The organism is Streptomyces sp. GL_148, from assembly GCF_057834205.1.
In genome coordinates this window covers 5,621,283-5,647,442 of sequence record NZ_CM174396.1, presented here as the reverse complement: position 1 = coordinate 5,647,442, position 26,160 = coordinate 5,621,283, and the positions used below count along the sequence as shown (strand labels likewise).

The window sequence follows — 26,160 nt, the reverse complement described above, 5'->3', positions numbered from 1 at the left end:
TTTCTGCTGCCCTCACAGCGTGTACGTTCCCCAACATCCCGTATGGCGCTTGCTGCTGGCTTGGCGGTGACTTGCCGTTCACCGGGGCCTTTCACCGGGCCATTTCACCGAGGTTCACCGCGCGGATGGGGGCGGATCGCCCCATGGGCAAGTTGGCCGAAACCCATCGGCTACGGGACCAGCCGGAAACGACGGCGCGCCCCGGCCGGGGACGGCGACCCTAGAGGTCGTCCGCCCCCGGCCGGGGCTTCCTCGCGCCGCCGGGGCTTCCCTGCTCCCTACTCCGCCTGCGCCTGCGCGTGCGGGGGTTCGCCCGCGTCGGCCAACTCCTGGTCCACCAGGGCCGATGCGTCGCCGGTGTATCCCTCCGGGTCCAGCAGCCGGACGATCTGGGCGTCCGTCAGGTGCCGCTTCACCTTGGGCAGCGCGCCCAGGATGGCGGCCATCGAGCCGCCGGTCCGCTCCGCCTCGGCCGACGCCCGGGTCAGCAGTTCCTTCGCCTCGGCCTTGCCGATGCGGGGCGCCAGGACGGCGGACATCCTCTCCGAGACCACTTGGCTTCCCGTCAGCATCAGGTTCTCCCGCATCCGTTCGGGCCGTACGACCAGTCCCTCGGTGAGTTCCACGGCGGTGTGAGCGGCGCCGCCGGCCAGCCGCAGGCACTCGCGCAGCAGCTGCCACTCGGCGTGCCACACCCCGGCCGAGCGCTCGTCCTCGCAGACCAGACACTGCGTCAACCCGGCTGCCAGCAGCGGCACCTGGAGTGCGGCGCTGCGGATCAGGGTGGCCAGCACGGGGTTGCGCTTGTGCGGCATCGCCGAGGACGCGCCGCGCCCTTGCACCACGGGTTCGCTGACCTCTCCGACCTCGGTCCGGGTCAGCGACTGCACGTCCACGGCGATCTTGCCCAGGGCGCCGGTGACGAAGGCCAGGGCGCCGGCAAGGTCGGCCATCGGGGTGCGCAGCGCGTGCCACGGCAGCGGCGGGCGGGCCAGGCCGGTCTCGGCGGCGTAGGCGTCCAGGAGCCGGTCCACGTAGGCGTGGCCCGCTCCGGGCCCGGCGAACTCCAGGTATCCGGCGAGGGTGCCGGCGGCTCCGCCCAGCGATACCGGCAGGCCTCCGTCGAGTACGGCGGCCACCCGGTCCCGGGCGTCCAGCAGCAGCCTGCGCCAGCCGGCCGCCTTCAGTCCGAAGGTGGTGGGTACGGCGTGCAGGGCGAGGGTGCGGCCCGCCATGGCGGTGTCGCGGTGCCGGGCGGCGAGGGCCTCCAGGGCCTCGACGGACCGCTCCAGGTCCGCGTGGATCAGCCGTAGCGTGCGGTCGGCGACCAGCATGGCGCCGGTGTCGAAGACGTCCTGGCTGGTGGAGCCGTGGTGGACGAACTCGGCGGCTTGCGAGGACTCGGCGGCGACCAGCCGGGTGAGCTCCCGGACCAGGGCGACCACCGGGTTCGCGGTCTCGCGCGCGGCCAGGGCGAGGGCGCGCACGTCCAGCAGTTCGGCCCGCGCCACGCGGCTGATGACGTCGGCCGCCTCGGCGGGCACGGTGCCGGCCTTGGCCTGGGCGCGGGCGAGGGCCGCCTCCGCGTCGAGCATGGCCTGCAGCCAGGCCAGGTCGGAGGTGGCGGCCTCGGCGGGGGTGCCGGCCCGGACCGGGGACAGCAGCCCGGCGTCGGGTCCGTACCCGGACCCGGCCGGCGCCGTGCCCGGCGCGCTCGCTCGGTTGTCGGCGCTCATGCGTTCACCTCGACGGGATCGGTGGGCGAGTGCCGGTACCGTCCGGGCGGACCGGCGGGGGCGGGGGCGAGGGCGGCGGCGGGAAGCGCGAGCACGGCGCAGGCGATGGCGTCCGCGTCGCCGAGCGTCATGGAGTTGACCCCGGGGCGGCTCCCGGCGGCGGTCACCCAGTGCACCGCCTCGGTGGGCACGCCGTAGGCGAACCGGCGCGGGTGGGCCCGGCCTTCGGCGTCGACGAGCCGGTAGGGGCGCTCGGTCACGGCCAGGCCCTTGGTCTCGTACGCGACGCCGCAGGCGCCCTCGATGCGGTGGCGGGCGGCCTGCCCGCTCTCCAGCAGGTGCCGCAGCAGCGGCTCCGCCGTGCGCGGCAGGTCGGGCTCCGGCAGCCGGGCCTCGATGAGGGCCGTGGCGGCGACCGGCGGGCCGGGGACGACGTCGGAGGTGACCGTGAAGACGGCCTCGCGGTCGTCCGCGGACGGGGCGTGCAGCCGCACGCCGGGGCCGAGGACCTCCACGACCCCGGCCTCGATGAGCGCGATCAGTTCCTCGATGCGCGAGGCGGGCGGCCCGATGGACAGGAACGCGTTGAGCGGGGTGTACCAGCTCTGGAGGTCGTCCCGGTAGGAGGCGCCCTCCAGCTTTCCGTGGTCGACGGCCAGGCGTATCTCGTTGCGCAGGTCGCGCAGCACGTCCAGGGCGGACTTCAGCGGGCCGTGGACATTGCCGGCCCTGGCCTGGCGCACGTCCTCGGCCAGGTGGCCCAGGAGCCAGGCCCGGTGGTCGGCGCGATCGCGCAAGGGGTGGCCCTGGTAGGGCCGGGCGAGCGTCTCCCAGTCCCAGCGGTCTTCCGGGGCGATGCCGGCGGAGTCCAGCAGCCGGTCCTCGGACTCGGGGTCCGGCGCGGCCAGGTAGTGCTCGACGAAGGATTCGCGCTGCCGCTCCCGACCCCGGGCCGCGAGCAGGGCGCCGTAGTAGACGCCCTCCACCTCCTTGGCGATCAGCGGCCACAGGTCGGTGAGGAAGTGCAGCCGCTCGCCGTCCGCCGCTCGCCGGTGCATCCCGTCGATGGCCCGGGGGGTGAGCAGCCGCGGTTCGTGGCGCTCGTGGGGGCCCTTCTGGTTCTCGCCGCGCGCGTGGTAGGGCACTCCGCGCCGGGAGCCGGCGACGATCTTGGGCTCGCGGCCCGAGGGCAGGTAGCGCAGCGCGTCGCCCTCGCGTGCGAAGCTGCCGCCGCGGCCCTCGGTGAGCAGCGCGAGCACGTCGAAGCAGTTCAGCCCGAGGCCCCGGACGAAGACCGTCTCGCCGGGCGCCACCACGGATAAGTCCACGTCCGCGGGGTTCGAGGGGGCGATGTACGTCAGCCCGTGCGCGGCGGCGGCCCGCGCGAGCGCGCTCTCGCCCCGGCTGGGCCTGGCCGGTACGTGGCCCAGGGAGAGGACCACGGCGTCCAGGCCGGTGAGCCGCGTGCCGTCCGCCAGTTCCAGTGTCTGCGGACCGCCGTGTCCGGCCTCGTCGGTCAGGGCCACGGCGCGGGTGCGGTGTTCGACGATGGTGACGTGTTCGGGCGCGGCCGCGGTCACCGCGCGGAAGGCGTCCTCGAGGTAGGCGCCGTAGAAGGCGCGGGTGGGGTAGTCGTCCGGGCCCAGCCGGCGCGCCTCTGCCAGCGCTTCGGCGGGGAACCGGTCCCGTACCCCGGGGGCTTCGGCGTCGCGGGCGAGGTCGGCCGCCCACGCGTAGAGGCTGGGGCCCTCCTCCACGGGGCCGTCCATCAGCACGCTGTGGTCGGTGTAGACGGTGACCTGCGAGGCCACGGTGTTCATCAGCAGCTGGCGCGGCTGGCCGGTGCGCCACACCCTTCCGGGGCCCGGTGCGTACGGCTCGACGACGTGCACGGTCACCGCTCGGTGGGACGGGGACTTGCGCTCGTTGGCACAGAGCCGCTCCAGGACCGCGAAACCACGCGGCCCCGCGCCGACAAGGGAGACCGTAAGCACCAACACTCCTCACACACAGGTTCCGGCTCGGGTCAGGGACGTACGGGGGCGGGCGCGGGCGTCGGCGTGGGGGGACGCGCTTCGCACGACGGCGCGGCAGCAGCCGAGTCCTGCTGCCGCGCCGGGGGTTCAGCGGCTGCGCGCGTGGGTGCGCAGCTCGGTCCGCAGGACGCTCACGACCCGCTCGACCTGCGCCTCGTCGAGTTCGGCGTGCATCGGGACGGCCAGGTTGCGCTGGAAGAGGTCGGCCGAGACCGGGCACTTGCGCTTGGACTGGTACACCGGCTGCACGTGGGTCGCCCACGTGCCGTGTCCGCAGCCGACGCCCTGGGCGCGCAGCGCGGCGGCGAGGCCGGCGCGGTCCACGCGCGGGTCCAGGGTCACCATGTAGGACTGCCAGGCGTGGGTGCGGTCCCCGGGCACGTGCGGCAGCGTCAGGAGCTCTTCCTCCGCGAGGAGTTCGCCGTACTGGGCGGCGACGGCGCTCCGGCGGACGAGCAGTTCGTCGATCCGGCCCATCTGCACCCGCAGGATCGCGGCGGCGATGTCCGACATCTTGTAGTTGTAGCCGATGTCGGTGAACTCGGGGATGGGCAGGCCGACGATCTGCGACTGGTCGAAGATGCTGCCGATGCCGAAGGAGGACCGCAGCCGCGCGTCCTGCCCGATCACGGGGTCGGCGGCGAGCAGCGCGCCGCCCTCGCCGCTGGTGGCGCCCTTGCGTCCGTGGAAGGACAGGCAGGCCACCGGTGCCAGCGTGCCGGCCTGGCGCCCCTGGTAGGTGGCGCCGACCGAGCAGGCGGCGTCCTCGACCACGAACAGTCCGTGGCGGTCCGCGATCGCGTTCAGCTCGGCGTAGTCGGCGGGCAGGCCGACCGTGTCCACCGCGATGATGCCGACGGTCCGCGGTCCGATCAGGCTCTCCACCGCCCGCGGGTCCACGGTGCCGGTGTCGGCGCGCACGTCGGCGAAGACGGGGACGGCGTCGACGTAGCGGACCGCGTGGGCGGGGGCCGGGAAGGTGTAGTCGGCGACGATCACCTCGTCGCCCGGTTCGACACCCAGGGCGAGCATCGCCAGGTGGAGCGCGGCGCCGCAGTTGCTGAGCGAGACGGCGTCACCGACCCCGTAGCGCTCGACGAGCTGGGCCTCCAGGGCCTTGCCCTGCGGGCCCTGGCCGGCCGGCCAGCCCGAGGAGAACACCTCGGCGACGGCGGCCAGTTCCTTGTCTCCCAGACTCGCGTGAACGAGGGGGATTCTGTCCATGGTGGTCACCTCTCGTTACGCCGTACGGCCGGTCGCGGACCGGAGGTCCGAAAGGGCGGGCGGTTCGAAGCGCAGGGGCGTGATCTGGTTGACGTCATAGCGTTCGCGCATCTGCCGGACGGCCTCGGCGTCCACCGAGGGGCCGGCGGAGAAGATCTCGACGATCTCCTCGAAGTAGCGCTCGTGATCGGGCGAGGGGTAGCTCTGGAAGAGCATCCGCGCCGGTTCGTCCGAGGCGTTGCGGAAGGCGTGCGGGGTGCCCGGGGGGACGAACATGCAGCTGCCCGCGGTCGCGCGGACGGCCTTGTCCCCGGCGGCGGATTCCCAGTCGCGCCAGCTGTCCGTCGTGCGTTCGGCGGGCTCGAACGCCAGGAGTTCCAGCTCCCCTTCCAGGACGTAGAAGAACTCCTGCGACTGGGTGTGCGTGTGCGCGCCGACGTCGAAGCCCGGGGGCACGATCACTTCGAAGACCGAGAAGGAAGAGCCGTCCGCCGCGGTGACCTTGAAGGTCACGTCCTGTGCCTTCGTGACCAGCTTTCGCCCCTGGCCGGGTGGAACAATGAGCCCGCTCATGTGATTGGTTTCCTCGTAGTCGCTGCGAATTCCCGCTCGAGGGCGAGCGGCCGACCCGCCTGACGGCTTTAGACCGCCCCCTCTATTAATGGGTTGCACGAAGAGGATCACCGAGCCGTGACGGATTCGTCAAGGGTCCCCTTCCGCCCGCCTAGAATTCCCCAAGTCGCATGGGCGCACGACGACTCGCCGCCGAATTAAGCGGTATTGCATTGACCGGACGACACCCCGCCGCGGCGGCCGACCACCTTCGATAGGTGACCCAACTCGCCTGACCAGAAGGTGAGTTCACGCGCCACCACGGAGGCCGGAGGCCAGGCCGCGCAGGCGCCGGCCGGGCAGGACGGCACCACGCATTACAGCCGATTGTCCACGCGTGCGCCAACCGGCGACTTGGCCGCGACTATTCCGCGGATTGGCATCGGCTTGCCTCCAAGCCAATACCAATCCACCCCTCAGTACCCGGCAAGTCATGTGACCGAAGATGACCGTCGCGACCGTCGCAGCTCGGAAAGTCCGAAATCCTGCGGCCTGAATTCAATGGTTCCCGCCGGCCTGATCGGCGGCCCGGCGCCACCACACCGAAGTGACTGCCAAGGAGAACGTCGTGTTCACACTTCCCGCGGAACCAGACCGGCCGACGCCGCAGGCCCCCACCGGGAGCACGGACGTGGGCCGTGGCGCCGGCGACAAGCTGCTGGCCCGGGTCGACGTCGCGATCGACGAGCTCCTGAAGGCCGAGACCGAGCGCTGGGCGGCCGTCGACGCCCGCGTGGCGGTACCGGTCGAGGCGGTCGCGGACATCGTCAGGGCGGGCGGGAAGCGCCTGCGCCCCGCCTTCTGCGTGAGCGGCTACCTGGCGGCCGGCGGCACGGCGGACGAGGACACGGTCGTCTCGGCGGCGGCCGCGCTGGAACTCCTGCACGTGTTCGCCCTCATCCACGACGACATCATGGACAACTCCGACACCCGGCGCGGGACCCCCACCGTGCACGCCAGGCACGCCGCCCTCCACGCGGAGCACGGCTGGGCCGGCGAGCACCGCCGGTTCGGAGAGGGCATCGGCATCCTGGCCGGCGACCTGGCGCTCAGTTACGCCAACCGGCTCGCCAGCGGGCTGACCGGCCCGGCCCTGCAGATCTGGAACGACCTGGTCACCGAGGTGATCATCGGCCAGCAGCTGGACATCGCCCTCGCCGCCGAGCTGACGGCGGACCCGGCGCTGTCCCGCTGGGTCGCCGTCTGCAAGTCCGGCCGCTACACCATCCACCGGCCCCTCGCCCTCGGGGCGGCCATCGCCGGGCGGCCCGAACTCCAGGTGACGTTCGAGGAGTACGGGGTCGCGGCCGGCGAGGCGTTCCAGCTCCGCGACGACCTGCTCGACGCCTTCGGCGACGGGGTGGCGACCGGCAAGCCCGCCGGGCTGGACCTCGTCGAGCACAAGATGACCCTGCTGCTGGCCCTGGCGGCCACCAAGGACGAGCGGGTGGCCCGGCTGGTGGAGGACGGCAGGAGCGGCGGCTGGGACCCGGCCGAGCTGCGCGACGCGCTGCTCGCTTCCGGCGTCCGCCAGGAGGTCGAGGAGCAGATCGACCAGCTCGTCGCGACGGCATGCTCGGCGCTCGACGACGCGCCGCTGGCGGACGACTGGCACAAGCGCCTGGTCGAGATGGCCGAACAGGTGGCCTACCGCGACCGCTGAGCCGACGACGACACAGGGCCTCCCGGCCGAAGCCGGGAGGCCCTGCGTGCGTCCGTACGTGCGTGCGGGGTCTCACTTACCGCCGACGGGCTCCAGGTCGGGAGTCTCCAGCAGGGGCTCGGGGTCGTCCTCACGCAGGAACAGCTTGCTCGGCCACCACATCCACCGGCCGACGTCCAGGGTCAGCGCCGTGACCAGGACCGAGCGGACGATCATGGTGTCCAGCAGGACGCCGAACGCCACCGCGAAGCCCAGCTCGGCCGCGAACACCAGCGGCAGCGAGGCCATCGCCCCGAAGGTGCCGGCCAGCACCAGACCCGCCGAGGTGATCACACCGCCGGTGGTGGACAGGCCCAGCAGCGCGCCGCGCCGGGTGCCCTGCTCCACCGACACCTCGCGCACCCGGGTGACCAGGAAGATGTTGTAGTCGATACCCAGGGCGACCAGGAAGACGAAGGTCAACAGCGGGAAGGAGGCTTCCGCGCCCGCGAAGCCGAAGACGTGGTTGAACATCAGGCTGCTCACACCGAGGGCGGCGCCGAAGGACAGCACCACCGTGGCCATGAGCAGCACCGGCGCGACGATCGACCGCAGCAGCAGCATGAGGATCAGCAGCACCACGACCAGCACGATCGGGATGATCACCTTGGAGTCGCGGGCGGCGGCCGTCTGCGTGTCGAGCATGACCGCCGAGCTGCCGCCGACCTGGGCGTCGGCGCCCTCGATCCGGTGGACCGCGGTCCTGGCCTTCTCGACGGTGGTCATGGCGGTCGTGCTGCTGGGGTCGTCCTTGAGCTCCCCGAGCATGACGGCCTCGCCGTCCTTGGCCGTCGGGGGCGTGACGCTCGCGATGCCGGGGACACCGAGCAGCGCGGTCCGTACCTCTTCCGCCGAGGCGGCGTTGCTCACGACGAAGATGGGGTCGCCGGAGCCGGCCGGGAAGTGCTCCGACCGGATCTGCTCGCCGACGGCCATCTGCGGGGTGTTGGTGAACTGGTCCTTGTTGGAGAGCCCGTCGGCCTTGAGGCCGAGCACGCCCAGTGCCATGACGGCGAGCGCGAGCGCGGTACCGATCCACACCAGCCGCGGCCGGCCGGAGACGGCGGTGCCGACGCGGGCCCAGATTCCGCTTTCGGTGGTGGGGGCCGCTCCGTACGTGGGCTTCACCGGCCAGAAGATCCAGCGGCCGCAGGCGACGAGCAGGGCCGGCATCAGGGTGATCATGGCGAGCAGGCCGACGAGGACACCGACCGCACAGGCCGGGCCGAGACCCTGGGTGGAGTTGAGGGTGGCCAGCATCAGCAGCATCAGGCTGACCGCGACGGTCGCGGCGCTGGCGATGATCGCGGGGCTGGAGCGGTACAGCGCCTCCGCCATCGCCTCGTGCCGGTCCTCGTGACGCAACAGCTCTTCGCGGTAACGGGAGATGAGCAGGAGCGCGTAGTCGGTGGCGGCACCGAACACCAGGACGGTCAGGATGAAGCTGGTCTGCTTGTTGACGACCAGGCCGGCGTTCTTCGCCAGTACGTAGATCACCGCCTCCGAGGTGACCAGGGCGACGCCCACGGTCAGCAGCGGCAGCAGCGGCAGCAGTGGGCTCCGGTACGTCAGCAGCAGGATCGCGACCACCACGAGCGCGGTGATCGTCGTCAGGGCTCCGCCCCCGCTGAACGCCTTGATCGAGTCGGCCGCGTAACCACTGGGGCCGGCGACGTGGAAGCCGAGACCGTCGGCGTTCTTCTTGCCGACCTCGGTCATCGCGTCGACGACGGTGCCGATGCCCTCCCAGCCCGACTTGTCCTTCTTGACCTGGACCACCGTCTGGATGGCCTTGCCGTCCTCGGACTTGACCGGCCCCTGGGCCGGTCCGACGACGTTCTCGATGCCCTTGAAGGCCTCGGCGTCGGCCGTGGCCTTGGCCAGGTCGGCGTCGGTGACCCCCGCGGACCGGTCGTAGATCACGACCGCGGGCAGGGTGTCGGCGGACATGAACTTCTCGGCCCGCTCCACGACGGCGGTCGACTCCGCGTTGCCGGGCAGCCAGGCCGAATTGTCGTTCTCTTCGACGTCTCCGAGCTTTCCGGCCAGCATGAGGGCCGGAACGAGCAGGGCCGCCCAGAGTGCGATGACGACCCATTTGCCCAGCCTTCCACTGGGCAGGGCCGCTATCTTGCGCATCATGTCAATTCCTCGGTCTTCCGTCGAAGGGTAAGTCGAAGGGTAAAGAGCGCGATGGTGCTTCTGAGTCGTTAACGGTCAAGAGGCTAGGGCACGTTGACCCCGCACGAAGGGAGGAGGAGGTCCAAGACCCCCTCCTCCGTGTGGTGCTTCCAGCGGCGCGGTGACGTTGAGTGGGCGATTCCTCAAACACGGCGCGAACGGTCGGTCCCTGGCCCTCAGTTCGCTCCCTGGAGCACGGCAGCCGTGTCCCAGATCCGGGAGCGGACGTGACCGAAGGCGAGCAGTACGGGAGCGTCGGTCAGGATGGGGAAGCTGTACGGGAACGGGCGCGGGCCGACCATGTCGGGCGGGCCGCCGTAGCCGCCGTCCGCGTTCTGGTGCGCGAGCAGCCAGGACAGCGCGCGCCCGATGGGCCGGTGATCGGTGCCGTAGCACAGCGTGATCAGCCCGTAAGCGGTGCTGATGTCGTCGCTGGGGTCGCCCGGCTGCATCCCCCAGCCGCCGTCCTCGTTCTGCGTCTCGCGCACCGTGCGCTCGATGCGCTCGGCCATGCGGGCCACGTGGTGGTCCTGCGGGCCCGCGGTGCACGCGGCGAGGCGCGCTCGGAAGATCGTGTGGAGTCGGCTGCGGCTCCAGCCCGGTTCGAAACCGCCGTCCTCGAGCTGGCTTCCGGCGAGGAAGGCCAGGGCGCGTTCCCGGGCCGGCAGGGTCTCGGGGTGCGGGGCCAGCCCGCAGATGGCCGCGGCCGTCATGCACGGTTCGGAGGAGGCCCCGGCGACGTACGTGGGGAACCCGCCGTCGGCGCCCTGGACCGCGAGCAGCCCTGCCACCCCGCGCCGCACGGAGTCCCCGTAGGCGATCGGGTCGATGGCCTGGAGGAACTCCAGGGCGCACGAGGTGTCGTCCACGTCGTTCTGCGCCACGATCTCCGACATCGACCAGCCGTCGGTGAGCGTCGCGCCGCGGGAGAGCGAGCGGGTCGGGGCGCCGCCCTGGTGGTCGACGAGCATGCCCGCCATCCGGCGCAGCAGCTCCGTCGGGGCGCCCGCCGCGACGAGGGCCGTTCCGGCGGTCGAGGTGCACCAGTTGTGCATCTCCAGGACGAACGGGAAGCCGCCGTCGGCGCGCTGGTGGCCCAGCAGCGTCTCCAGCCCGCTGCGCACGGTCTCCTCGTTCCCGGGGAAACCGGCGAGCCCGTGCAGCACCAGCAGGTGCATCAGGGCGTAGCCCTCCCACACCGTCGTCGCGGGGTGCGTGGCGGCCAGGGTCTCCAGCGCGGCGGCGGTGACCTTGTTCTCCACCCCCGCGGCGGCGGCGAGGATCAGGGTCACGGAAGCCTGCTGCACGGCGGCCCAGGAGTGCAGGGGGTCGGAGGGGACCTCGTCGGCGACCGCGGCCAGGACCTCGGGCGGCAGCGGGCAGCCGAGCACCGACAGGACGGCGCACACCATCATGCGGCGGCGGGCGGAGATGAAGCCCGGCGCGTCGCCGAGCACGCCCTCCGTCAGCTTGGCGACGAGCTCGCCGTCACCGGCGGAGGTCCGGCCGGTGGCCCGCGCGACGGCGAGCGTCGCCAGGACGCGCTCCAGCTTGTCCGGGGTGTCCTGGTGCGCCCGGAGGAAGCCGAGCAGGCGGTCCCGGGCCGGCGAGTCGTCCGCGGCGGTGCGCGTCATCAATGACAGGGCGAGCGCCGATTCCAGCACCCGGCTCTGGCACTCCTCGCGCAGCGCGCCGTCGGCATCGACCCTGCCGGCGACGTGTGCGATCAGCCGGTCCGTGGCCTGCGCCACGTGATCGGGGTCGACTTCGGCGGGCCACGGCATCGGGGCCGCGTACGCCAGATCCGCTATGTACACGGAAATGCTCCTATCTGAACGGCTGGGGAGCGGGATCGAGTTCGGGAACGGCACCGGATGCCGGGGCGCCACCGGACGGTCCGGCCGGCCGTGCACCCCAGCACACGGCCGGCCGGCCCGCAGATCAGCTGCTCAGCCGATCAGCGGACGCTCTGCGCGAACTGGAAGAACTTGTACGGGTCGTACTTGGCCTTGACCGTGCGCAGCCGCTGGTAGTTCTCGGCGTAGTACGAGCGCTCCCAGTCGGACAGCCGCGCGTCGATGAAGTTCTGGTACGTCTCGCCGTTCGAGTAGGGGTCGATGGCGGCGAAGCCCGCGTCGACCCACCGGTTCGCCGAGGCCTTGGCCTCGTCGGCGACGGGCGCGACGGCGTTCGCGGTGAGGAAGCTGACCGAGAAGAGGCTGTCGCGGTGCACGTACGCGGTGGCGGTGCGCGCCACCTTGTTGGCCTCTCCGCCCAGGGCGGAGATCTGCAGCTGGCGCATCTGGCCGGGCATCCGGTCGCTCTCGAAGACCTCCAGGGCCTTCGCCCAGCCCTCGCGCGGCATCGTCTGCTTGAACAGACGGCTGCGCCAGGCACCGAAGGCGGCGCGCGGGACCTTGCCGCCCGGGCTGGTGTCGTCGCGGTGGCACTCGTCCACAGTGAGCTCGGCGCAGCGGTAGAGCTGCATCATCACGTTCTTGTACGGCGCGGTGAACTTCTGCTGGTACGCCGGGGGCGCAGCGACGATCGACAGGAGGCGGGCGATCTCCGCGTCGAAGGCGGGACCGGTGTCCACGGAGCCGAGGAAGATCGACGCGGTCGGGACGGTGCCGGGGGCGGCGTCCGTGAGCGTGACGTTCATGCCGCTGCCGATCGAGTGCGGCGCGTCGACCAGCCACTTCGCCCAGCCGTCCAGCATCTCCAGCGCCTGCGCGTAGGGCCAGACGATGTTGATGGCCGCCACGTTGGTGAGGGGCGAGGGGGTGACGTCGTAGGAGGTCACGATGCCGAAGTTGCCGCCGCCACCACCGCGCAGTGCCCAGAAGAGGTCGCGGTGCTGGTCCGCCGAGGCGGTCACGATGCGGCCGTCGGCGAGGACGACCTGCGCCGCGGTCACCTTGTCCGAGGCCATGCCGATGTGCCGGGTGAACAGGCCCATGCCGCCGCCCTGGAAGAACCCGCCCGCCGCGACGGTGGGGCAGTAGCCGCCGGATATGCCCAGGCCGGCCGGCGCGAGGGTGTTCGCGATGTCGACCAGCTGCGCGCCTGTGCCGATCCGCGCGGTGCCGTTGCCCGCGCCGAGGGTGACCTCGCTCAGCCCGGACACGTCGATGACGAGGCCCTGGGTCGTGGAGTAGCCGGCGGCGCTGTGGCCGCCGCTGCGCGCGGCGACCTCGATGTCGTGGTTCTGGGCGAAGGTCAGACACTTCGCCACGTCGGAGGCCGTCTTGCAGTAGGCGACGGCGCGGGGATTCACGGCGTCGAACTGGACCTGGTAGAGCTGCTTGGCGCGCTGGTAGTCCGCGTCGGAGGGCAGGACCAGGTGTCCGCTGAGCCGCTCGTCCAGCCGGCCCCACCGGATGCCGGACCGGGTCCGGGCGCTCACGGAAGCGGAGGCGGAGGCGGGGAAGACGGTGGCCGCGCCGGTCGCGGCGAGGGCGGCTCCACCGGCGCCGACAAGGAACTTTCTGCGATCGATCATGTGCTGCGCTGCCTCTTCTGCCCAGGAAATCGTGTGTGCCGGATGGGTGAGTGCCGGGGCACTCGGTGGAGGGCGCGCCGCGCGCGCCCTCCCTGTGTGCGGAGCCCAGCCAAAGGGCCCAGCCAGAGGGCTCGGCGAAAGGGCCCGGCGAAGGAGCCCGCCGAAGGGCCCTGCTACGGGGCCTTCTGCTCCAGGACCTGCGCGAGCGCGGCGGCCAGTGCCTCGGCCGGGTTCTCCTCGCCGCCCGTGCTGCGCCAGGCGATGTGGTTGTCGGGCCGGACCAGGACGGCGCCGTCCGCGGCCATCTGCCGGACGGCCTCCCACGTACCGTCGGTGTCGGCGTACTCCGCGCCTTCGCCGATGCGCACCGCGAGCACCGGGACCGAGAACTTCTCCGCCGCCTGCGCGGCCGCCTCGGACCACGCGGTCGCCTCCGGGCCGGTGATCAGTGCGAAGCCGAGGGCGACACGGATCAGGTCGTGCGTGGACAGGCGACGCCCGTCCTGCTCGAGCCAGGCGTGGGGCAGACGGTGTCCCGGGCGGGTGGTGGGCTCGTACACATCGCCCAGGGCCGCGCGGGCCGGCGGCCGGCTGCCGTCGGGGACGACGGCGCCCGCCTCGTAGGCGAAGCCGAGCTCCACGTCGTGGGCCTGGCACTCGCCGCGGTGGGTCGCGAAGATCTCCGCGGCCCGCTGACGCTGGGCGGCGCCGACCGGGGTCGGGGCGAAGTAGCCGAAGAACACCGGCGTACGGCGCTCGGCCGGGATGTGCTGGCCGAGGCCGATGGCCCCGTCGATGACGACCTGGTGGTGGGAGGCCGCGGACATGGCCCAGCCCAGGTTGAACTGGCCGACCGGCTTGCGCTCCGCCTCGTAGGTGTCGAGCAGGCTGTCGGGAGCCTTGCCGGAGACGACCGCCGACAGCTTCCAGGCGAGGTTGTGCGCGTCCTGGATGCCGGTGTTCAGGCCGAGTCCGACGGCGGGCGGCTGGCGGTGCGCGGCGTCACCGGCGAGGAAGACCCGTCCGTAGCGGTAGTGCTCGGCGAGCACCGCCTCCACGGTCCAGCTCGTCACGTCGTGCAGGGTCAGTTCCAGCTCGGGCAGACCGAGGACCTCGCGGATCCGGGCGGTCACCGCCTCGGGGTCGGAGCGGTCCACGCCGACGAGGGAGAGGTGCAGACCCCACTCCTCGCAGTTCTTCCCCCAGGTCGGACCCATCTCGATGAGGGCGCTGGAGAGGTCCTGGCGGTAGGGGTTGAGGAACCAGGTGATGAGCGAGCCCTCGTTCCACACCTGCGACAGGTCGGCGGAGAAGTAGACCGTCGTGGCGTCGAACAGGGAGGGCAGGCCCTGCATGTTGACGCCGAGGGCCGCGCCGACCGTGCGGCCGCCGTCCGCCGCGATGGCGTACTGGGCCACGACCGTGGTGGTCTCGCCGGTCTCGACGTTGCGGATCTCGGCGGTGACGCGGTCGCCCTCCTCGGAGATCGAGGTCAGCTCGTGGCCGAACAGGACGCGGCCGGGATTGCGGCGCTCGGCGTGGTCGCGAAGGATCGGCTCCAGCCGCACCTGCGGAAGCTTCGCCGACAGGACGGGGCCGTCCGCCGCGTACTTCTCGCTGAGCTCGCCGCCGCCGAAGCCGTCCATCTCGTGGATCAGCCGTGCGTCCAGCGGACCCGCGCCGGTCAGCGTGGTCTGGTAGCGGACCTTGCCGAACTTCTCCAGGCGCGCGCTCTGTTCGAGTACGTCCGCCTCCAGACCGTGCTGGCGGAAGACCTCCATCGTGCGCTGGTTGATGTAGTGCGCCTTCGGCAGCCGCGAGGTGTCCGCGCGGCGCTCCACCAGCACGTGGCCGACCTCGTGGTCGGACAGGAAGGCGGAGGCCGACAGACCGGTCCCGCCCCCGCCCACGATCAGGACCGGAACTTCGATGGTTCCCATATTCGTCTTCGTCCTTCCAGAAAATGACAGCGCGAATGAGCAATGCGCAAGCCGCAGCAGGTGAGGGAGGGTCGTCAGACCGGGTTTTCCAGCGCCCCGTCTTCCAATTGCATGATGTCGAGCACTCCGGGCTGCCACCGGTAATAGGACTGGAGCTTGTAGTACTCGCCGTCGGGCTGGGAGGCGACGGCATAGACGAACTTGGTGTCGGGATCCGCTGCCAGCACGTGCTTCACGAACCGCTCGACCTTCGGGTCGAGCGGGACGGAGAGGGAGGTCGGGTCCCCGGTCGCGACGGCGAAGCAGATCCGCTCGACCTGCAGGGAATCCCAGTTCAGCGTCACGTAGACGCCGAAGGCCTGCTGGCCGAGTGCGAGCATCTGGTCGCTGGGCTCCGCCTGGTCGACCTCGCGGAGCATCGACCGGACGGAATCCGGTCCGAAGCCGCCCGTGGGGGGCTCGCCGAAGTACACGTTGACGGTCTTGTTCCGGTAGTCGATTCCGAGCAGGCCGACCGTTTCGCCCATGCCGTACCGGTCGAAGAACTCGATGCTCTTGCCGAGGCTCGGCGGCATCGACGGAATTCCGGCGAGCTTCGAAACCGCCTGCAGGTCGTTCCGGGGAAAGACCAGCCAGATCTTCTTGAAACCGCGGACGACCCCGAAGTCGATTCCGTAGCTGTCGACCGGGCAGGTGTCCCGGATGTCCGAGAGCAGCGCGCCGACGGGGTGGTCCGTCGGCGGGGTCAGGCCGTGTTCCACGGCGAGCGCGTACGGGTCCACGTCCAGCGGGGTCGTGAACCGGCAGTCGAGCTCCCCCTCGTGGCGCCGGCCCGTCCCGAGCCGGAACGCGACCACGGCCTGCGCGAGGGCGTCGCCGTACATGTCCAGGATGGGCAGGACCTTGTCCCGCGCGCACTCCACGTCCAGCAGGCCGGCCGCTTCCTCGATGGCCGCGTAGAGAGCTTGCACCGGGCTTTCTTCGGTGCCCCCGGTCGCCTCACTCATGGCTGTTGTCATCGTCTTGACGCTTCATGTGGGCAAGACTCGGACACCGATCTTGCCGTCTACTGTTCCGCGACTTGACGCCGACTTGGCGGGGATCTCCCGGCGTTGAGCGGGGTTGAGCGGGCAGGCAGGCACGCCGAGCTCCCGGCGGACAAGGGGCTCTCGTTCGAGAACCCGTCCGCCGGGAGCGTGAGGTGCGGCCCGCGGCCGGCTCAGCCCTGCCGCAGGAGCTCGTCCTCCAGGCGGCGGGACAGTTCCACCCGGCGCGTCTTCATCGTGGCCGTACGGGGCAGTTCGGCCAGCGGGATCTGGATCGGCTCGGCCAGCTGGGGATAGGCGGCGACGGCCGTGCGCCAGCGGTCGAGGTCGAGCGGCTTGTCGTCGTGGGTGCAGACGATCGGGACGCCCCGGGAACCCGGGCCCAGCACCACGACGAGCTCGACCAGTTCCTCCAGCCTGTCCAGCACGAGGTCCTCGATCTCCAGGCTGCTGCCCACCCCGGGGATCATGTCGATCTCCCGGTCGAGCATGTGCAGGCAGCCGAACTTGCTGCGGTAGCCGACGTCCCCGGTGCGCCACCAGCCGTCGTGCACGTTGGCGTCGTAGCGCTCCTGCTCACCGTGGTACGTCTTGGCGATGCCATCCCAGCGGGCGTCGATGAGCCCGGGGTTCTGCGCGGAGGGCCGCTTGCCGTTCTGGCTCACCAGCCGCACCCGCGCGCTGCCCGGCAGCGGGTAGCCCACGCAGCGCCCGTCCATCCGGTGCGCGGACCAGCGGTAGTACGGCCGGCCCACGGCCGGGCCGACCTCGCTCTGCCCGTAGATCTGGAAGAACTGCGCCCTGCGCGCGGAGGCCCCGAGGAGCCGGCGGACCGTCCTCGGGTGGATCGCGTCGAAGGTGCTACTGAAGTACTTCACCGAGGCGAAGGGCCTGCGCGGATCGTCGGCCAGGTTCTCCCACGCCAGGAAGGAGTTGGGGAGCGCCTCGATCAGTCCGGGCCGGTGCTTCAGGAAGAACTCGGCGACGTCCGCGGGGGCGCCGCGGTTGACCAGCAGCACCGGCATGCCCTTGGAGAGGCACAGGGCCATCGCGGCGAACATCCGGGAATGCCCGAAGGCGATGTGGATCGCCACCGTCTCGCGCCCCCGCATCAGCGCCAGCAGGACCAGCTGCGGCCGCAGCCGGGCGCGCATCGTCCGCGGGGTGTGCACCACCAGCTTGGGGATCCCGGTGGTGCCGGACGTGTGCGTGATCATCGCCGGCTCGTCCAGGCCCTGGAGCACGGGCCGTACCGGCGGGGAGCCGGCGAGCTCGGCGAGCGAGACCGCTCCGGGGGCGGCTTCGCCCACGCTGATCACGCTCCGGGTGAGCTCGGCGAGCGGCAGCCCGGCCAGCGCCTCCAGCTTGGGGCCGTCGGTGAGCAGGTGCGGCTTGTCGAGCCGCTCCATGAGGGCGGCCATGGTCGGGCCGTCCAGCGTGTGCGACAGCATCACCGGGACCGCGCCCGTGCGCGCCACCGCGGTGGCCAGCAGCCAGACGTCGAAGTTCGCCGCCTTGTGGACCACCACGTGGTGGCCGGCCTTCACCCCGGCGGCCGATATCCGGCCCGCGAGGTCCTCCACGTGCCCGGCGAGAGCGGCCACCGTCAGGCGCCGGCCCGCCTCGGGCAGCACATCGAGATCGTGATCGAGGGTCAGCGGCGTCGAACCGCCCCGGACCGCCGCCCTCTCCGGCACGGACCCGAGATAGAGACCCTGCTTGTGTATCGAGTTCCGCCTCATGAGACCTCCGTCCAGACCCGCGTCGCTCCCGGTGTTCACTGGACAACGGCGGTCTGTATAACGACACTTCGGAGCTCCAGCATCCGCCGGGGGACTTGGGCGGAACTGACCCGCGAGTTGGCCTCCACTTGGCAAGGGGCAGCCGCGGTGCAGCCGCGGGCGGCCGTGCCTAGGGCCTGTCGTCAAACTCCCGTCGTCGCCCGAAGGGCGGCCGCGCGGCGTCTGGTGCGTGCTCTCGGCGCGCCGGGTGAAAGTCCGCGTACTGGACGTACTCGGGCTTTCGCCCGGTGCGGCGAGAGCACGTGCCAGGCGTCGCGAGGCAGACGGGAGTTTGACGACAGGCCCTAAGGGGCCGGCTCCCGCAGGAGCCGGCCCCCCGACCTGCGTCAGGACCCGGTGAGGTGCTCGGGTCGGACCGGCGTCTTGGTCAGCTCCAGCCCGGTCGCGTCGCGGATCGCCGCGAGGACGGCCGGGGTGGACGACAGGGTCGGGGCCTCGCCGATGCCCCGTACCCCGTACGGGGAGTGCGGGTCGCCCAGTTCGAGGTAGTCGACCGGGAGCGTCGGCGTGTCGAGGATGGTCGGGAGCAGGTAGTCCGTGAAGGAAGGGTTCTTCACCTTCGCGGTCTTGGGGTCCACGATGATCTCCTCCATGATCGCGACGCCCAGGCCCTGGACGGTGCCGCCCTGGATCTGGCCGACCACGGACAGCGGGTTGAGGGCCTTGCCCACGTCCTGGGCGGTGGCCAGCTCCACGACCTTGACGAGCCCGAGCTCGGTGTCCACCTCCACCACCGCGCGGTGCGCGGCGAAGGAGTACTGGACGTGGCCGTTGCCCTGACCGGTGCGCAGGTCGAAGGCTTCGGTGGGGCGGTGGCGCCACTGGGCCTCGATCTCCACGACCTCGTCCTCCAGGACGTCCACGAGGGCGGCGAGCACCTCGCCCCCGTCGGTGATCACCTTCCCGTCCTCCAGGAGGAGTCCGGCCTCGGCCCATCCCGCGTGCTCGGCGCCGAACTTGCGCCGGCCCATCTCCAGGACCTTCCCCCGGACGAGCCCGCAGGAGTTCTTGATGGACCCGCCGGTCATGTACGTCTGGCGGCCCGCCGACGTCGAACCGGCCGAGCCCACCTGGGTGTCGGCGGGGTGGATGGTGACCTGCTGGACACCGAGCTCGGTACGGGCGATCTGCGCGTGGATGGTGATCCCGCCCTGGCCGACCTCCGCCATGGCCGTGTGGACCAGGGCGACGGCCTCGCCGTTGATGACCTGCAGGCGCACCTTGGCCGTGGAGTAGTCGTCGAAGCCCTCCGAGAAGCCGACGTTCTTCATGCCGACCGCGTAGCCGACGCCCCGGACGACGCCCTCGCCGTGCGTGGTGTTCGACAGGCCGCCCGGCAGCGCGCGCACGTCGGCCGCGCCGTCGGCGCTCTCCCACTGGCGCTCGGGCGGCAGCGGGCGGGCCTTGACCCGGCGCAGCAGCTCGACGATCGGGGCCGGACCCTCCACGACCTGGCCGGTGGGCATGAGCGTGCCCTCCTCCATGGCGTTGAGCTGCCGGAACTCCACCGGGTCCATGCCCAGTTTCGCCGCGAGCCTGTCCATCTGGGCCTCGTACGCGAAGCAGGCCTGGACGGCGCCGAACCCGCGCATCGCGCCGCACGGCGGGTTGTTCGTGTAGAGGCCGACGGCCTCGATGTCCACGTCGTCGATGACGTACGGGCCGACCGAGAGGGAGGCCGCGTTGCCGACGACCGAGGCCGTGGAGGAGGCGTAGGCCCCGCCGTCCAGCACGATCTTGCACTTCATGTGGGTGAGCTTGCCGTCCCGGGTGGCGCCGTGCTCGTAGTACAGCTTCGCCGGGTGGCGGTGCACGTGCCCGAAGAAGGACTCGAAGCGGTTGTAGACCATCTTCACCGGCTTGTTCGTGCGCAGCGCGAGCACGCTGGCGAGGATCTGCATCGAGATGTCCTCGCGGCCGCCGAAGGCGCCGCCGACGCCGGCCATCGTCATGCGGACCTTCTCCTCGGGCAGCCCGAGGACCGGGGCGATCTGCTTGAGGTCCGAGTGCAGCCACTGGGTGGCCACGTACAGGTCGACTCCGCCGTCCTCGCAGGGCACCGCGAGTCCGGACTCGGGGCCGAGGAAGGCCTGGTCCTGCATGCCGAAGGTGTACTCGCCGGTGACGATGACGTCGGCGCGCTCCCGGGCCGCCGCCGCGTCTCCGCGGAGGATGGGCTGGCGGTGCACGATGTTCGGGTGCGGGACGTGAGCGGCGTGGTGGTCGTCCCGGCCCTCGTGGACGAGTACGGCGTCGGGCGCGGTCGCCGAGGCCTCGTCGGTGACGATCGGCAGCTCCCGGTACTCGATCTTGATCTTCGCGGCGGCGCGGCGGGCGGTCTCCGGGTGGTCGGCGGCCACCAGGGCGACCGGTTCGCCGTGGTGGCGGACCTTGCCGTGCGCCAGGACCGGAGTGTCCTGGAACTCCATCCCGTAGTACTTCACCGGGGTCGGCAGGTCCTCGTAGGTCATGACCGCGTACACGCCGGGCAGGGTCAGGGCCTCGGAGACGTCGATGGACAGGATCTCGGCGTGCGCGACCGTGGACCGCAGGGCCTGGCCCCACAGCATGTCCTCGTGCCACATGTCCGAGGAGTACGCGAACTCTCCGGTCACCTTCAGGGTGCCGTCCGGGCGCAGCGTCGACTCTCCGATGCCGCCCTTGGTACGGGCGCCCTGGGTGACCTCGGTGGGAATGCCGGTGGTGGTGCCAGCCATGATCAGACCGCCCTTTCCTGGAGTCCTTGGTGTTCCCGGCGGGCAGCGGCCAGGCGGACCGCGTCCAGGATCTTCTCGTAGCCCGTGCAGCGGCAGAGGTTGCCGGACAGGGCCTCGCGGATGTCCGCGTCGGACGGCTCGCCGACCCGCTCCAGGAGCTCGTCGGCGGCGACCAGCAGACCCGGCGTGCAGAAGCCGCACTGGACGGCGCCGCAGTCGATGAACGCCTGCTGGACGGTGCAGAGTCGGCCGTCGCCCTCGCTCTCGCTCTCGCTCTCGCCTATGACCGTGCCGGTGTCGCGACCCCCGTGCGCGACACGCTGCTCGGCGTAGGCGGCGAGTCCCTCGACCGTCACCACGTCCCGGCCCTCGGCCTGACCGGCCGCGACCAGACAGGAACAGACCGGCACGTCGTCGAGGCGGACGGTGCAGGAACCGCATTCGCCCTGCTCGCAGGCGTTCTTGGAGCCGGGCAGACCCAGCCGCTCCCGCAGCAGGTAGAGGAGGGACTCCCCCTCCCAGACGTCATCCGCTTCCCTCGGACGGCCGTTGACCGTGAGATTGACGCGCATGGTCACGCAACTCCCTCCGCGCCGCGGCTCGTCCCGCGGCGATGCGACTCCCAGGTCCAGCCGAGCGCGCGGCGGGCCATGATGCCCACGGCGTGCCTGCGGTAGCTCGCGGTACCGCGGACGTCGTCGATCGGGTTGGCGGCCCCGGAGCAGAGCTCCGCGAACCGCTTGGCGACCGACGGGGTGAGGGTGCGGCCGTTGTCCCAGAACCGGCCCTCTTCGAGCGCGGCGTTCAGGAACTCCTCGGCGGCCTTCGCCCGGATCGGGGTCGGCGCCGCCGAGCCGATGCCGGTGCGCACCGTCCTGCTGTCCGGGTGCAGGGCGAGCCCGAAGGCACAGACGGCGATGACCATGGCGTTGCGCGTGCCCACCTTGGAGTACTGCTGGGGACCGGCGGCCTTGTGACGTGGACGGCCCGGATCAGCTCGTCGGGGGCCAGCGCGTTGCGCTTCACCCCGGTGTAGAACGCGTCGATCGGGATCAGCCGGGAGCCCCGTACGGACTCCACCTCCACCTGGGCGCCCGCCGCGAGCAGCGCCGGGTGCGCGTCGCCGGCCGGCGAGGCGGTGCCGAGGTTGCCGCCCACGCTGCCGCGGTTGCGGATCTGCGGCGAGGCCACGGTGTGCGCGGCGAGCGCGAGACCGGGGAGCTCCGTGCGGAGGTTCTGCATGATCTGCGTGTACGGGACGGACGCGCCCAGCTGGACCACGTCCCCGGCCGCACCCGCGCCCTCACCCACCTCCCACTCCCGCAGCTCCGCGATGCGGTTCAGGTCCAGCAGGTACGCGGGACGCCGGTGGTCGAAGTTGACCTCGACCATCACGTCCGTCCCACCCGCGATCGGCACGGCCGTGGGGTGGGCGGCCTTCGCGGCGAGCGCCTCCCCCCAGTCGGCGGGGCGAAGAAATTCCATGAGCGGCTCTCCTCATTCGCATGTGGCCAGAAGTCGTCGTCGGCCGCATGCGCAGAAGTACATCCCGCGTCCCACGGGGCGAGGCAGTCACCGATCGCTCAGAACCGGCTTCTCCGACGGCTGTGGACGAGCGTGCTTTCGTACGGCCGCACCCCGGTGAGCTGCGCCGATCTGCCTCCGGCACAGCCGGCGCCATGCGAAAGTGGCGATCATGCGGCTACGCGAACTCCTGGACGCCACCGAGCTCGGACTGCTCCTGCTCGTGGGCCATGACACCGATGACACCGATGACATCGACGGCACCGACGGCACCTCGCCCGGCACCCCGCTCGACCGGACCATTTCCGCCGTGGCGACCAATGACCTGTCCGACCCCGGCCGTTTCCTCACCGGCGGCGAGCTCGTCCTCACCGGGCTCGCCTGGTGGCAGGAGGACGGGGACGCCGAGTCGTTCGTACGCGTCCTGCACCGGGCGGGCGTCACGGCCCTCGCGGCCGGCGAGGTCGAACACGGACTCGTCCCGCACGACCTCGTGCGTGCCTGCCGGCGCCACGGGCTCCCGCTGATCGCCGTACGGCCGGAGACCTCGTTCGCCGCGATCACCGAGCACGTCCTGCGCCGGCTGCACCGCCGGGACCCCGGCAACCTCGCCGGCCTGGCCGCCCTGGTCGAACGCCACCGGCGGCTGCTCACCGACCGGGCCGCCCCGGACTCCGTACTGGAGCTCCTGCGGCACACCCTCGGCGTCGACGTGCGCGTCCTGTCCGTGACGGGACGCCAGGTCGCCGGGGCCCGGCCGCCGCTGCGCGCCAAGACGGCGGCGGCCCTGGCCGCCCGCTACCTCGCCGCCCGCCGCGCGCGCGAGAGCGCCCCCCACCACGTCACGGTCGGCGGCCGCCCGTACTCCCTCGTCCCGGTACCCGCGCCCGCACCCGTACGGGGACCCGGGCCCGTCCCCCACCCCGCCGAACTGGGCGACTGGCTGCTCGTGGTGGAGGCCGACACCTCGCTCTGGGCGGCCCCCGACAGGGAACTCCTCGACCGCACCGTCGAGTTGGTCGCCGACGCCCGGGCCGCCCGCGAACAGGCCAACACGGCGCGCAACGACCTGGCCGACCGGTCCCTCGCCCTGCTGCACAGCGACGTCCCGGCCGAGGAGATCCCCGTCCGGCTGCGCAGCACCGCCCAGGCCGTGGTCAGCGGAGTCGGCTACTGGCCGCGCCTGCAGTTCGTGGTCGCCGCGGGCGAGTGGCACGCGGCCCGTCCCGTCCCCGCCGCGGCCCTGCGCGTCCTCCTGGAGGAGGCCCTGCTCCAGGAGGGCGGCCCGGTGCCGGTCTCCTCGCAGGACATCGCCGCCACCGTCGACGGCGACCGGGCGGTGCTCCTCGTCCTGGTCCCCGAGCCCTCGGACGCACACCCCGACCCGGCCCTCGACCACGCCGCGCTCGAGCGCAGGCTCTCCGCCGCGCTCGCCCGCTGGCTCGGCCCGGCGGACAGCGTCTCCATCGGCGTCAGCTCCCCCGTCCCCGAGCCGGGCAACGCCCGCCGCGCCCTGGAACAGGCGCACAACGCCCTACGGATCGCCCACGCCGCCCCCGGGCAGGTGACGGTCCGCGGCCCGGAGGACCTCACCTCCCACATCCTGTCCCTGCTCCCCCTCATCCCGGCCGAAGCCCGCCGCGCCTTCGCCACCCGCCTCCTGGGCCCCCTGCGCGATCACGACGCCCGCCACCGGACCGACCTCCTGACCACCCTGGAGACCTTCCTCGACTGCGACGCCTCCTGGACCGCCTGCGCCGCCCGCCTCCACCTCCACGTGAACTCGCTGCGCCAGCGCATCGCCCGCATCGAACACCTCACGCAACGCGACCTGTCCCGCCTGGAAACCAGACTGGACTTCCTGGCAGCCCTGAAATCCGGCTGACCGCGCAGAAACCCGTGGCGTCCCGCCAGGACCTTCACCGAGACTGCGCGGATGAGCGACTCCCATCCCTGTCCCTGCTGCGGCCACCGCGTGCTGGCCGCCATGCCCGGCTCGTACGAGATCTGCCCCGTCTGCTTCTGGGAGGACGACGGGGTCCAGTTCCGCTGGCCGGCCATGGGCGGCGGGGCGAACCGGATCTCTCTCATCGAGGCCCAGCTCAACTACCGGACCTTCGGCGCCTGCGACCAGCACGGCCGCCAGTTCGTCCGCCCGCCCTCGGAAGACGAGCCCCTCGACCCCGCCTGGCGCCCCATCGACCTGACGCGCGACTCCTTCGAGGACTGGGACGCGGAGGGACGCGTCCCCTGGCCCGCCGACCGCTCGGTGCTCTGCTGGTGGCTCCCCACCTTCTGGCGCCGCGACCACCCGGCAGCGCCCCCGCTCGGGGGCCGCGATCGCTAGGGTTGGCTCATGACCGAACTGCCCGACTGGATGCGCCCGCCGCGCGCGGAAGGCTGGTTCGCGGAGGACCTCGACCGCCTCCCCGAGGCGCCCCGCCACACCGAGCTGATCGATGGAGCACTCGTCTTCATGATGTCGCCCCAGAGGTGGTGGCACGGCCACCTCATCACCATGCTCGCGGTCGCCCTCATGGAGCAAGCACCCGCCCACGCCAGAGTCGGCCGCGAGATGACCATCAAGCTCGATCCGCGCAACCGGCCCGAGCCGGACCTGCTGGTGACAACGGCCGACTTCGACGGTGACCGGACCTGGTTCGCACCGGACGAGGTGCGGCTCGTCATCGAGGTCGTCTCCCCCGAATCCGCCCACCGCGACCGCACCGTAAAACTGCGCAAGTACGCGGAGGCCGGCATCCCGCACTACTGGCGCGTCGAGGACGAGGACGGTGCACCCGTCGTGCACGTCTTCGAGCTCGAAGAATCCGTAGGCGCCTACGCCCCCGCCGGCATCTTCCGCGGCACCCTCCGGCGCCCGGTGCCCTTCGAGATCAACCTGGACCTCGACAAGCTCACCCCGCCCCGGAGCAGCTGAAAGGGGCCGGCACCGGCATGCGGAAGGGGTCGGACTCCGACGAGTCCGACCCCTTCCCACTGCACGGGCTACCAGCCCCCGGTCACAGCCGCTTCGCGCTCCGCAGGGTCGTCGCGTAGTAGCCGTTGCCGTCGAGACGGGAGGTGCCGCCCTTGTCGCCGATGGTCGGGCCGTTGGCCTCTTCGCGGCTGGATATGAAGATCTGGTGGCCGTCGGTGTCGGTGCCGAGGTAGATGCCCGTGTGGTCCAGCCGCTCCCCGGTGCGCCCGTCCAGCTTGAAGAACAGCACGTCGCCCGGCTGCAGGACGTCGATGGAGGTGGGCCGGTTCTCGGCGCCGATCCCCTTGAGCGGGATGACGTCCACGCCGACCTTGGAGCGGGACATGCCGTTCGCGGTGCGCGGCAGGCCGTCGCCGGTGGCGGTGTCCGCGGCCATCAGCGGGAAGCGGGCCCGATAGCCGAAGACGGTCCGGATGAAGCCGGAGCAGTCCATCGAGCGGGCCCGCATCGCTTCGGGCTTCGCCGTGGTCCCGTTGCGGAAGGTGTAGGGGATGCCCAGGTAGTCGTAGAAGTCCGACTCCTCCAGGCGGTAGTCGTTGCCGACCGAGCCGTTGGGGTTGATCGGGCCGAAGTTGGCGTCGCCGGCGTACGAGACGCCCTCCGCGTCCTTCTTGACCGGGGCCTGGTCTCCGTACTGGAAGGCCATGGCGAAGATGTCGTCCTCCTCGCTGCCCAGGTACTTCTTGAACCACTCCTGGAACCACTGCTCCTTCTCGGCACCGCTGCGCCAGGTCTCCGGCATCAGCCGCACCCAGTTCTCGGTGACCACCCGGGTCTTGGTGGTGGCCGGCTCGGTGAAGGTGCGGCTGGGGCCGGTGAGCGTGGCGGTGCGGGCGCCGTCGGTGAAGGTCGCGAGGATCCCGCCCTTGCCGTCGCGCAGCACGGAGCGCTCCGGGTTCTTCAGCCGCTCCCACTTCTGCGCGCCCTCGTTGCCGCCGCCCCCCTTACCGGCGACGGGGGCGTCGACGAGCGACTGGATCGCGGGCGCCTTGGCCTGCTCCTCCTTGCGCAGCTCGATGGTGAAGTAGACGCTGCCGGCCAGCAGGGCGATCACGGTGGCCGCGTGCAGGACGGGACGTGTGCGGCGCTTGGACGTGGCGGTCATCGGTTACTCCGGGCGAGGTCGGTCGAGCGGGCGAA

The 26,160-nt window shown here is 71.7% G+C and carries 17 protein-coding genes and 1 pseudogene; 4 read left to right on the top strand and 14 right to left on the bottom strand.

The window, feature by feature from the left end; translation table 11 throughout:
- Window positions 1–278: 278 nt before the first annotated feature.
- From AC3IYI_RS26125 to AC3IYI_RS26110, 4 genes are all read right to left on the bottom strand, one after another.
- A complete protein-coding gene (locus AC3IYI_RS26125) occupies window positions 279–1,736 on the bottom strand; it encodes a nitrosuccinate lyase (protein WP_489406027.1) in 1,458 nt (485 codons plus the stop codon).
- Window positions 1,733–3,733, bottom strand: coding sequence for an FAD/NAD(P)-binding protein (locus AC3IYI_RS26120; RefSeq protein WP_489406026.1), 2,001 nt, complete (start codon window positions 3,731–3,733; stop codon window positions 1,733–1,735). Before AC3IYI_RS26120 ends, AC3IYI_RS26125 begins: the two co-directional genes overlap by 4 nt.
- Window positions 3,734–3,859: 126 nt before the next feature.
- The gene (locus tag AC3IYI_RS26115) at window positions 3,860–4,996 is read right to left on the bottom strand and encodes a DegT/DnrJ/EryC1/StrS family aminotransferase (RefSeq protein WP_489406025.1); all 1,137 of its coding nucleotides are present in this window, start codon (window positions 4,994–4,996) and stop codon (window positions 3,860–3,862) included.
- Window positions 4,997–5,011: 15 nt separating this feature from the next.
- A complete protein-coding gene (locus AC3IYI_RS26110) occupies window positions 5,012–5,569 on the bottom strand; it encodes a cupin domain-containing protein (protein ID WP_489406024.1) in 558 nt (185 codons plus the stop codon).
- A 607-nt stretch (window positions 5,570–6,176) separates the two neighbouring features.
- On the opposite strand from AC3IYI_RS26110, the gene AC3IYI_RS26105 reads away from it, so the two are divergent.
- Entirely contained in the window at window positions 6,177–7,271 is a 1,095-nt protein-coding gene (locus tag AC3IYI_RS26105; protein ID WP_489406023.1) for a polyprenyl synthetase family protein, read from the top strand.
- A gap of 72 nt (window positions 7,272–7,343) precedes the next feature.
- Here the strand turns inward: AC3IYI_RS26105 and AC3IYI_RS26100 are convergent, their stop codons facing one another.
- The 9 genes and pseudogenes from AC3IYI_RS26100 to AC3IYI_RS26060 all read right to left on the bottom strand — a co-directional run bounded on the left by AC3IYI_RS26100 (window position 7,344) and on the right by AC3IYI_RS26060 (window position 21,983).
- Window positions 7,344–9,452 carry an MMPL family transporter gene (locus tag AC3IYI_RS26100; protein ID WP_489406022.1) on the bottom strand — a complete coding sequence of 703 codons (2,109 nt, stop codon included), beginning with the start codon at window positions 9,450–9,452 and terminating at the stop codon, window positions 7,344–7,346.
- 215 nt (window positions 9,453–9,667) lie between these two features.
- Window positions 9,668–11,308, bottom strand: a complete 1,641-nt coding sequence (locus tag AC3IYI_RS26095) for a prenyltransferase/squalene oxidase repeat-containing protein (RefSeq protein WP_489406021.1) — start codon at window positions 11,306–11,308, stop codon at window positions 9,668–9,670.
- Window positions 11,309–11,448: 140 nt separating this feature from the next.
- A complete protein-coding gene (locus tag AC3IYI_RS26090; RefSeq protein WP_489406020.1) occupies window positions 11,449–12,993 on the bottom strand; it encodes an FAD-binding oxidoreductase in 1,545 nt (514 codons plus the stop codon).
- Between the two features lie 173 nt (window positions 12,994–13,166).
- The gene (locus tag AC3IYI_RS26085; protein WP_489406019.1) at window positions 13,167–14,933 is read right to left on the bottom strand and encodes an FAD-dependent monooxygenase; all 1,767 of its coding nucleotides are present in this window, start codon (window positions 14,931–14,933) and stop codon (window positions 13,167–13,169) included.
- 74 nt (window positions 14,934–15,007) lie between these two features.
- Complete coding sequence (locus AC3IYI_RS26080) at window positions 15,008–15,940, bottom strand: aromatic prenyltransferase (protein WP_489406018.1); 933 nt, start codon at window positions 15,938–15,940, stop codon at window positions 15,008–15,010.
- 212 nt (window positions 15,941–16,152) lie between these two features.
- Window positions 16,153–17,721 (bottom strand): AMP-binding protein, encoded by a 1,569-nt coding sequence (locus AC3IYI_RS26075; RefSeq protein WP_489406017.1) that lies wholly within the window; start codon window positions 17,719–17,721, stop codon window positions 16,153–16,155.
- A gap of 386 nt (window positions 17,722–18,107) precedes the next feature.
- Window positions 18,108–20,498 carry a xanthine dehydrogenase family protein molybdopterin-binding subunit gene (locus AC3IYI_RS26070; protein WP_489406016.1) on the bottom strand — a complete coding sequence of 797 codons (2,391 nt, stop codon included), beginning with the start codon at window positions 20,496–20,498 and terminating at the stop codon, window positions 18,108–18,110.
- Between the two features lie 2 nt (window positions 20,499–20,500).
- Window positions 20,501–21,070 carry a (2Fe-2S)-binding protein gene (locus AC3IYI_RS26065; RefSeq protein ID WP_489406015.1) on the bottom strand — a complete coding sequence of 190 codons (570 nt, stop codon included), beginning with the start codon at window positions 21,068–21,070 and terminating at the stop codon, window positions 20,501–20,503.
- 2 nt (window positions 21,071–21,072) lie between these two features.
- Window positions 21,073–21,983 (bottom strand): annotated as a pseudogene (locus AC3IYI_RS26060) (FAD binding domain-containing protein).
- Between the two features lie 211 nt (window positions 21,984–22,194).
- On the opposite strand from AC3IYI_RS26060, the gene AC3IYI_RS26055 reads away from it, so the two are divergent.
- The 3 genes from AC3IYI_RS26055 to AC3IYI_RS26045 are packed head-to-tail and all read left to right on the top strand — an operon-like array spanning window position 22,195 to window position 24,960.
- Window positions 22,195–23,907 (top strand): PucR family transcriptional regulator, encoded by a 1,713-nt coding sequence (locus tag AC3IYI_RS26055; RefSeq protein WP_489406014.1) that lies wholly within the window; start codon window positions 22,195–22,197, stop codon window positions 23,905–23,907.
- 51 nt (window positions 23,908–23,958) lie between these two features.
- Window positions 23,959–24,369, top strand: coding sequence for a CPCC family cysteine-rich protein (locus AC3IYI_RS26050; RefSeq protein WP_489406013.1), 411 nt, complete (start codon window positions 23,959–23,961; stop codon window positions 24,367–24,369).
- A gap of 9 nt (window positions 24,370–24,378) precedes the next feature.
- Window positions 24,379–24,960: a Uma2 family endonuclease gene (locus tag AC3IYI_RS26045; RefSeq protein ID WP_489406012.1), complete on the top strand. Its 582-nt coding sequence runs from the start codon at window positions 24,379–24,381 to the stop codon at window positions 24,958–24,960.
- Window positions 24,961–25,042: 82 nt separating this feature from the next.
- Here the strand turns inward: AC3IYI_RS26045 and AC3IYI_RS26040 are convergent, their stop codons facing one another.
- Window positions 25,043–26,125: a C40 family peptidase gene (locus AC3IYI_RS26040; RefSeq protein ID WP_489406011.1), complete on the bottom strand. Its 1,083-nt coding sequence runs from the start codon at window positions 26,123–26,125 to the stop codon at window positions 25,043–25,045.
- Window positions 26,126–26,160 lie beyond the last annotated feature (35 nt).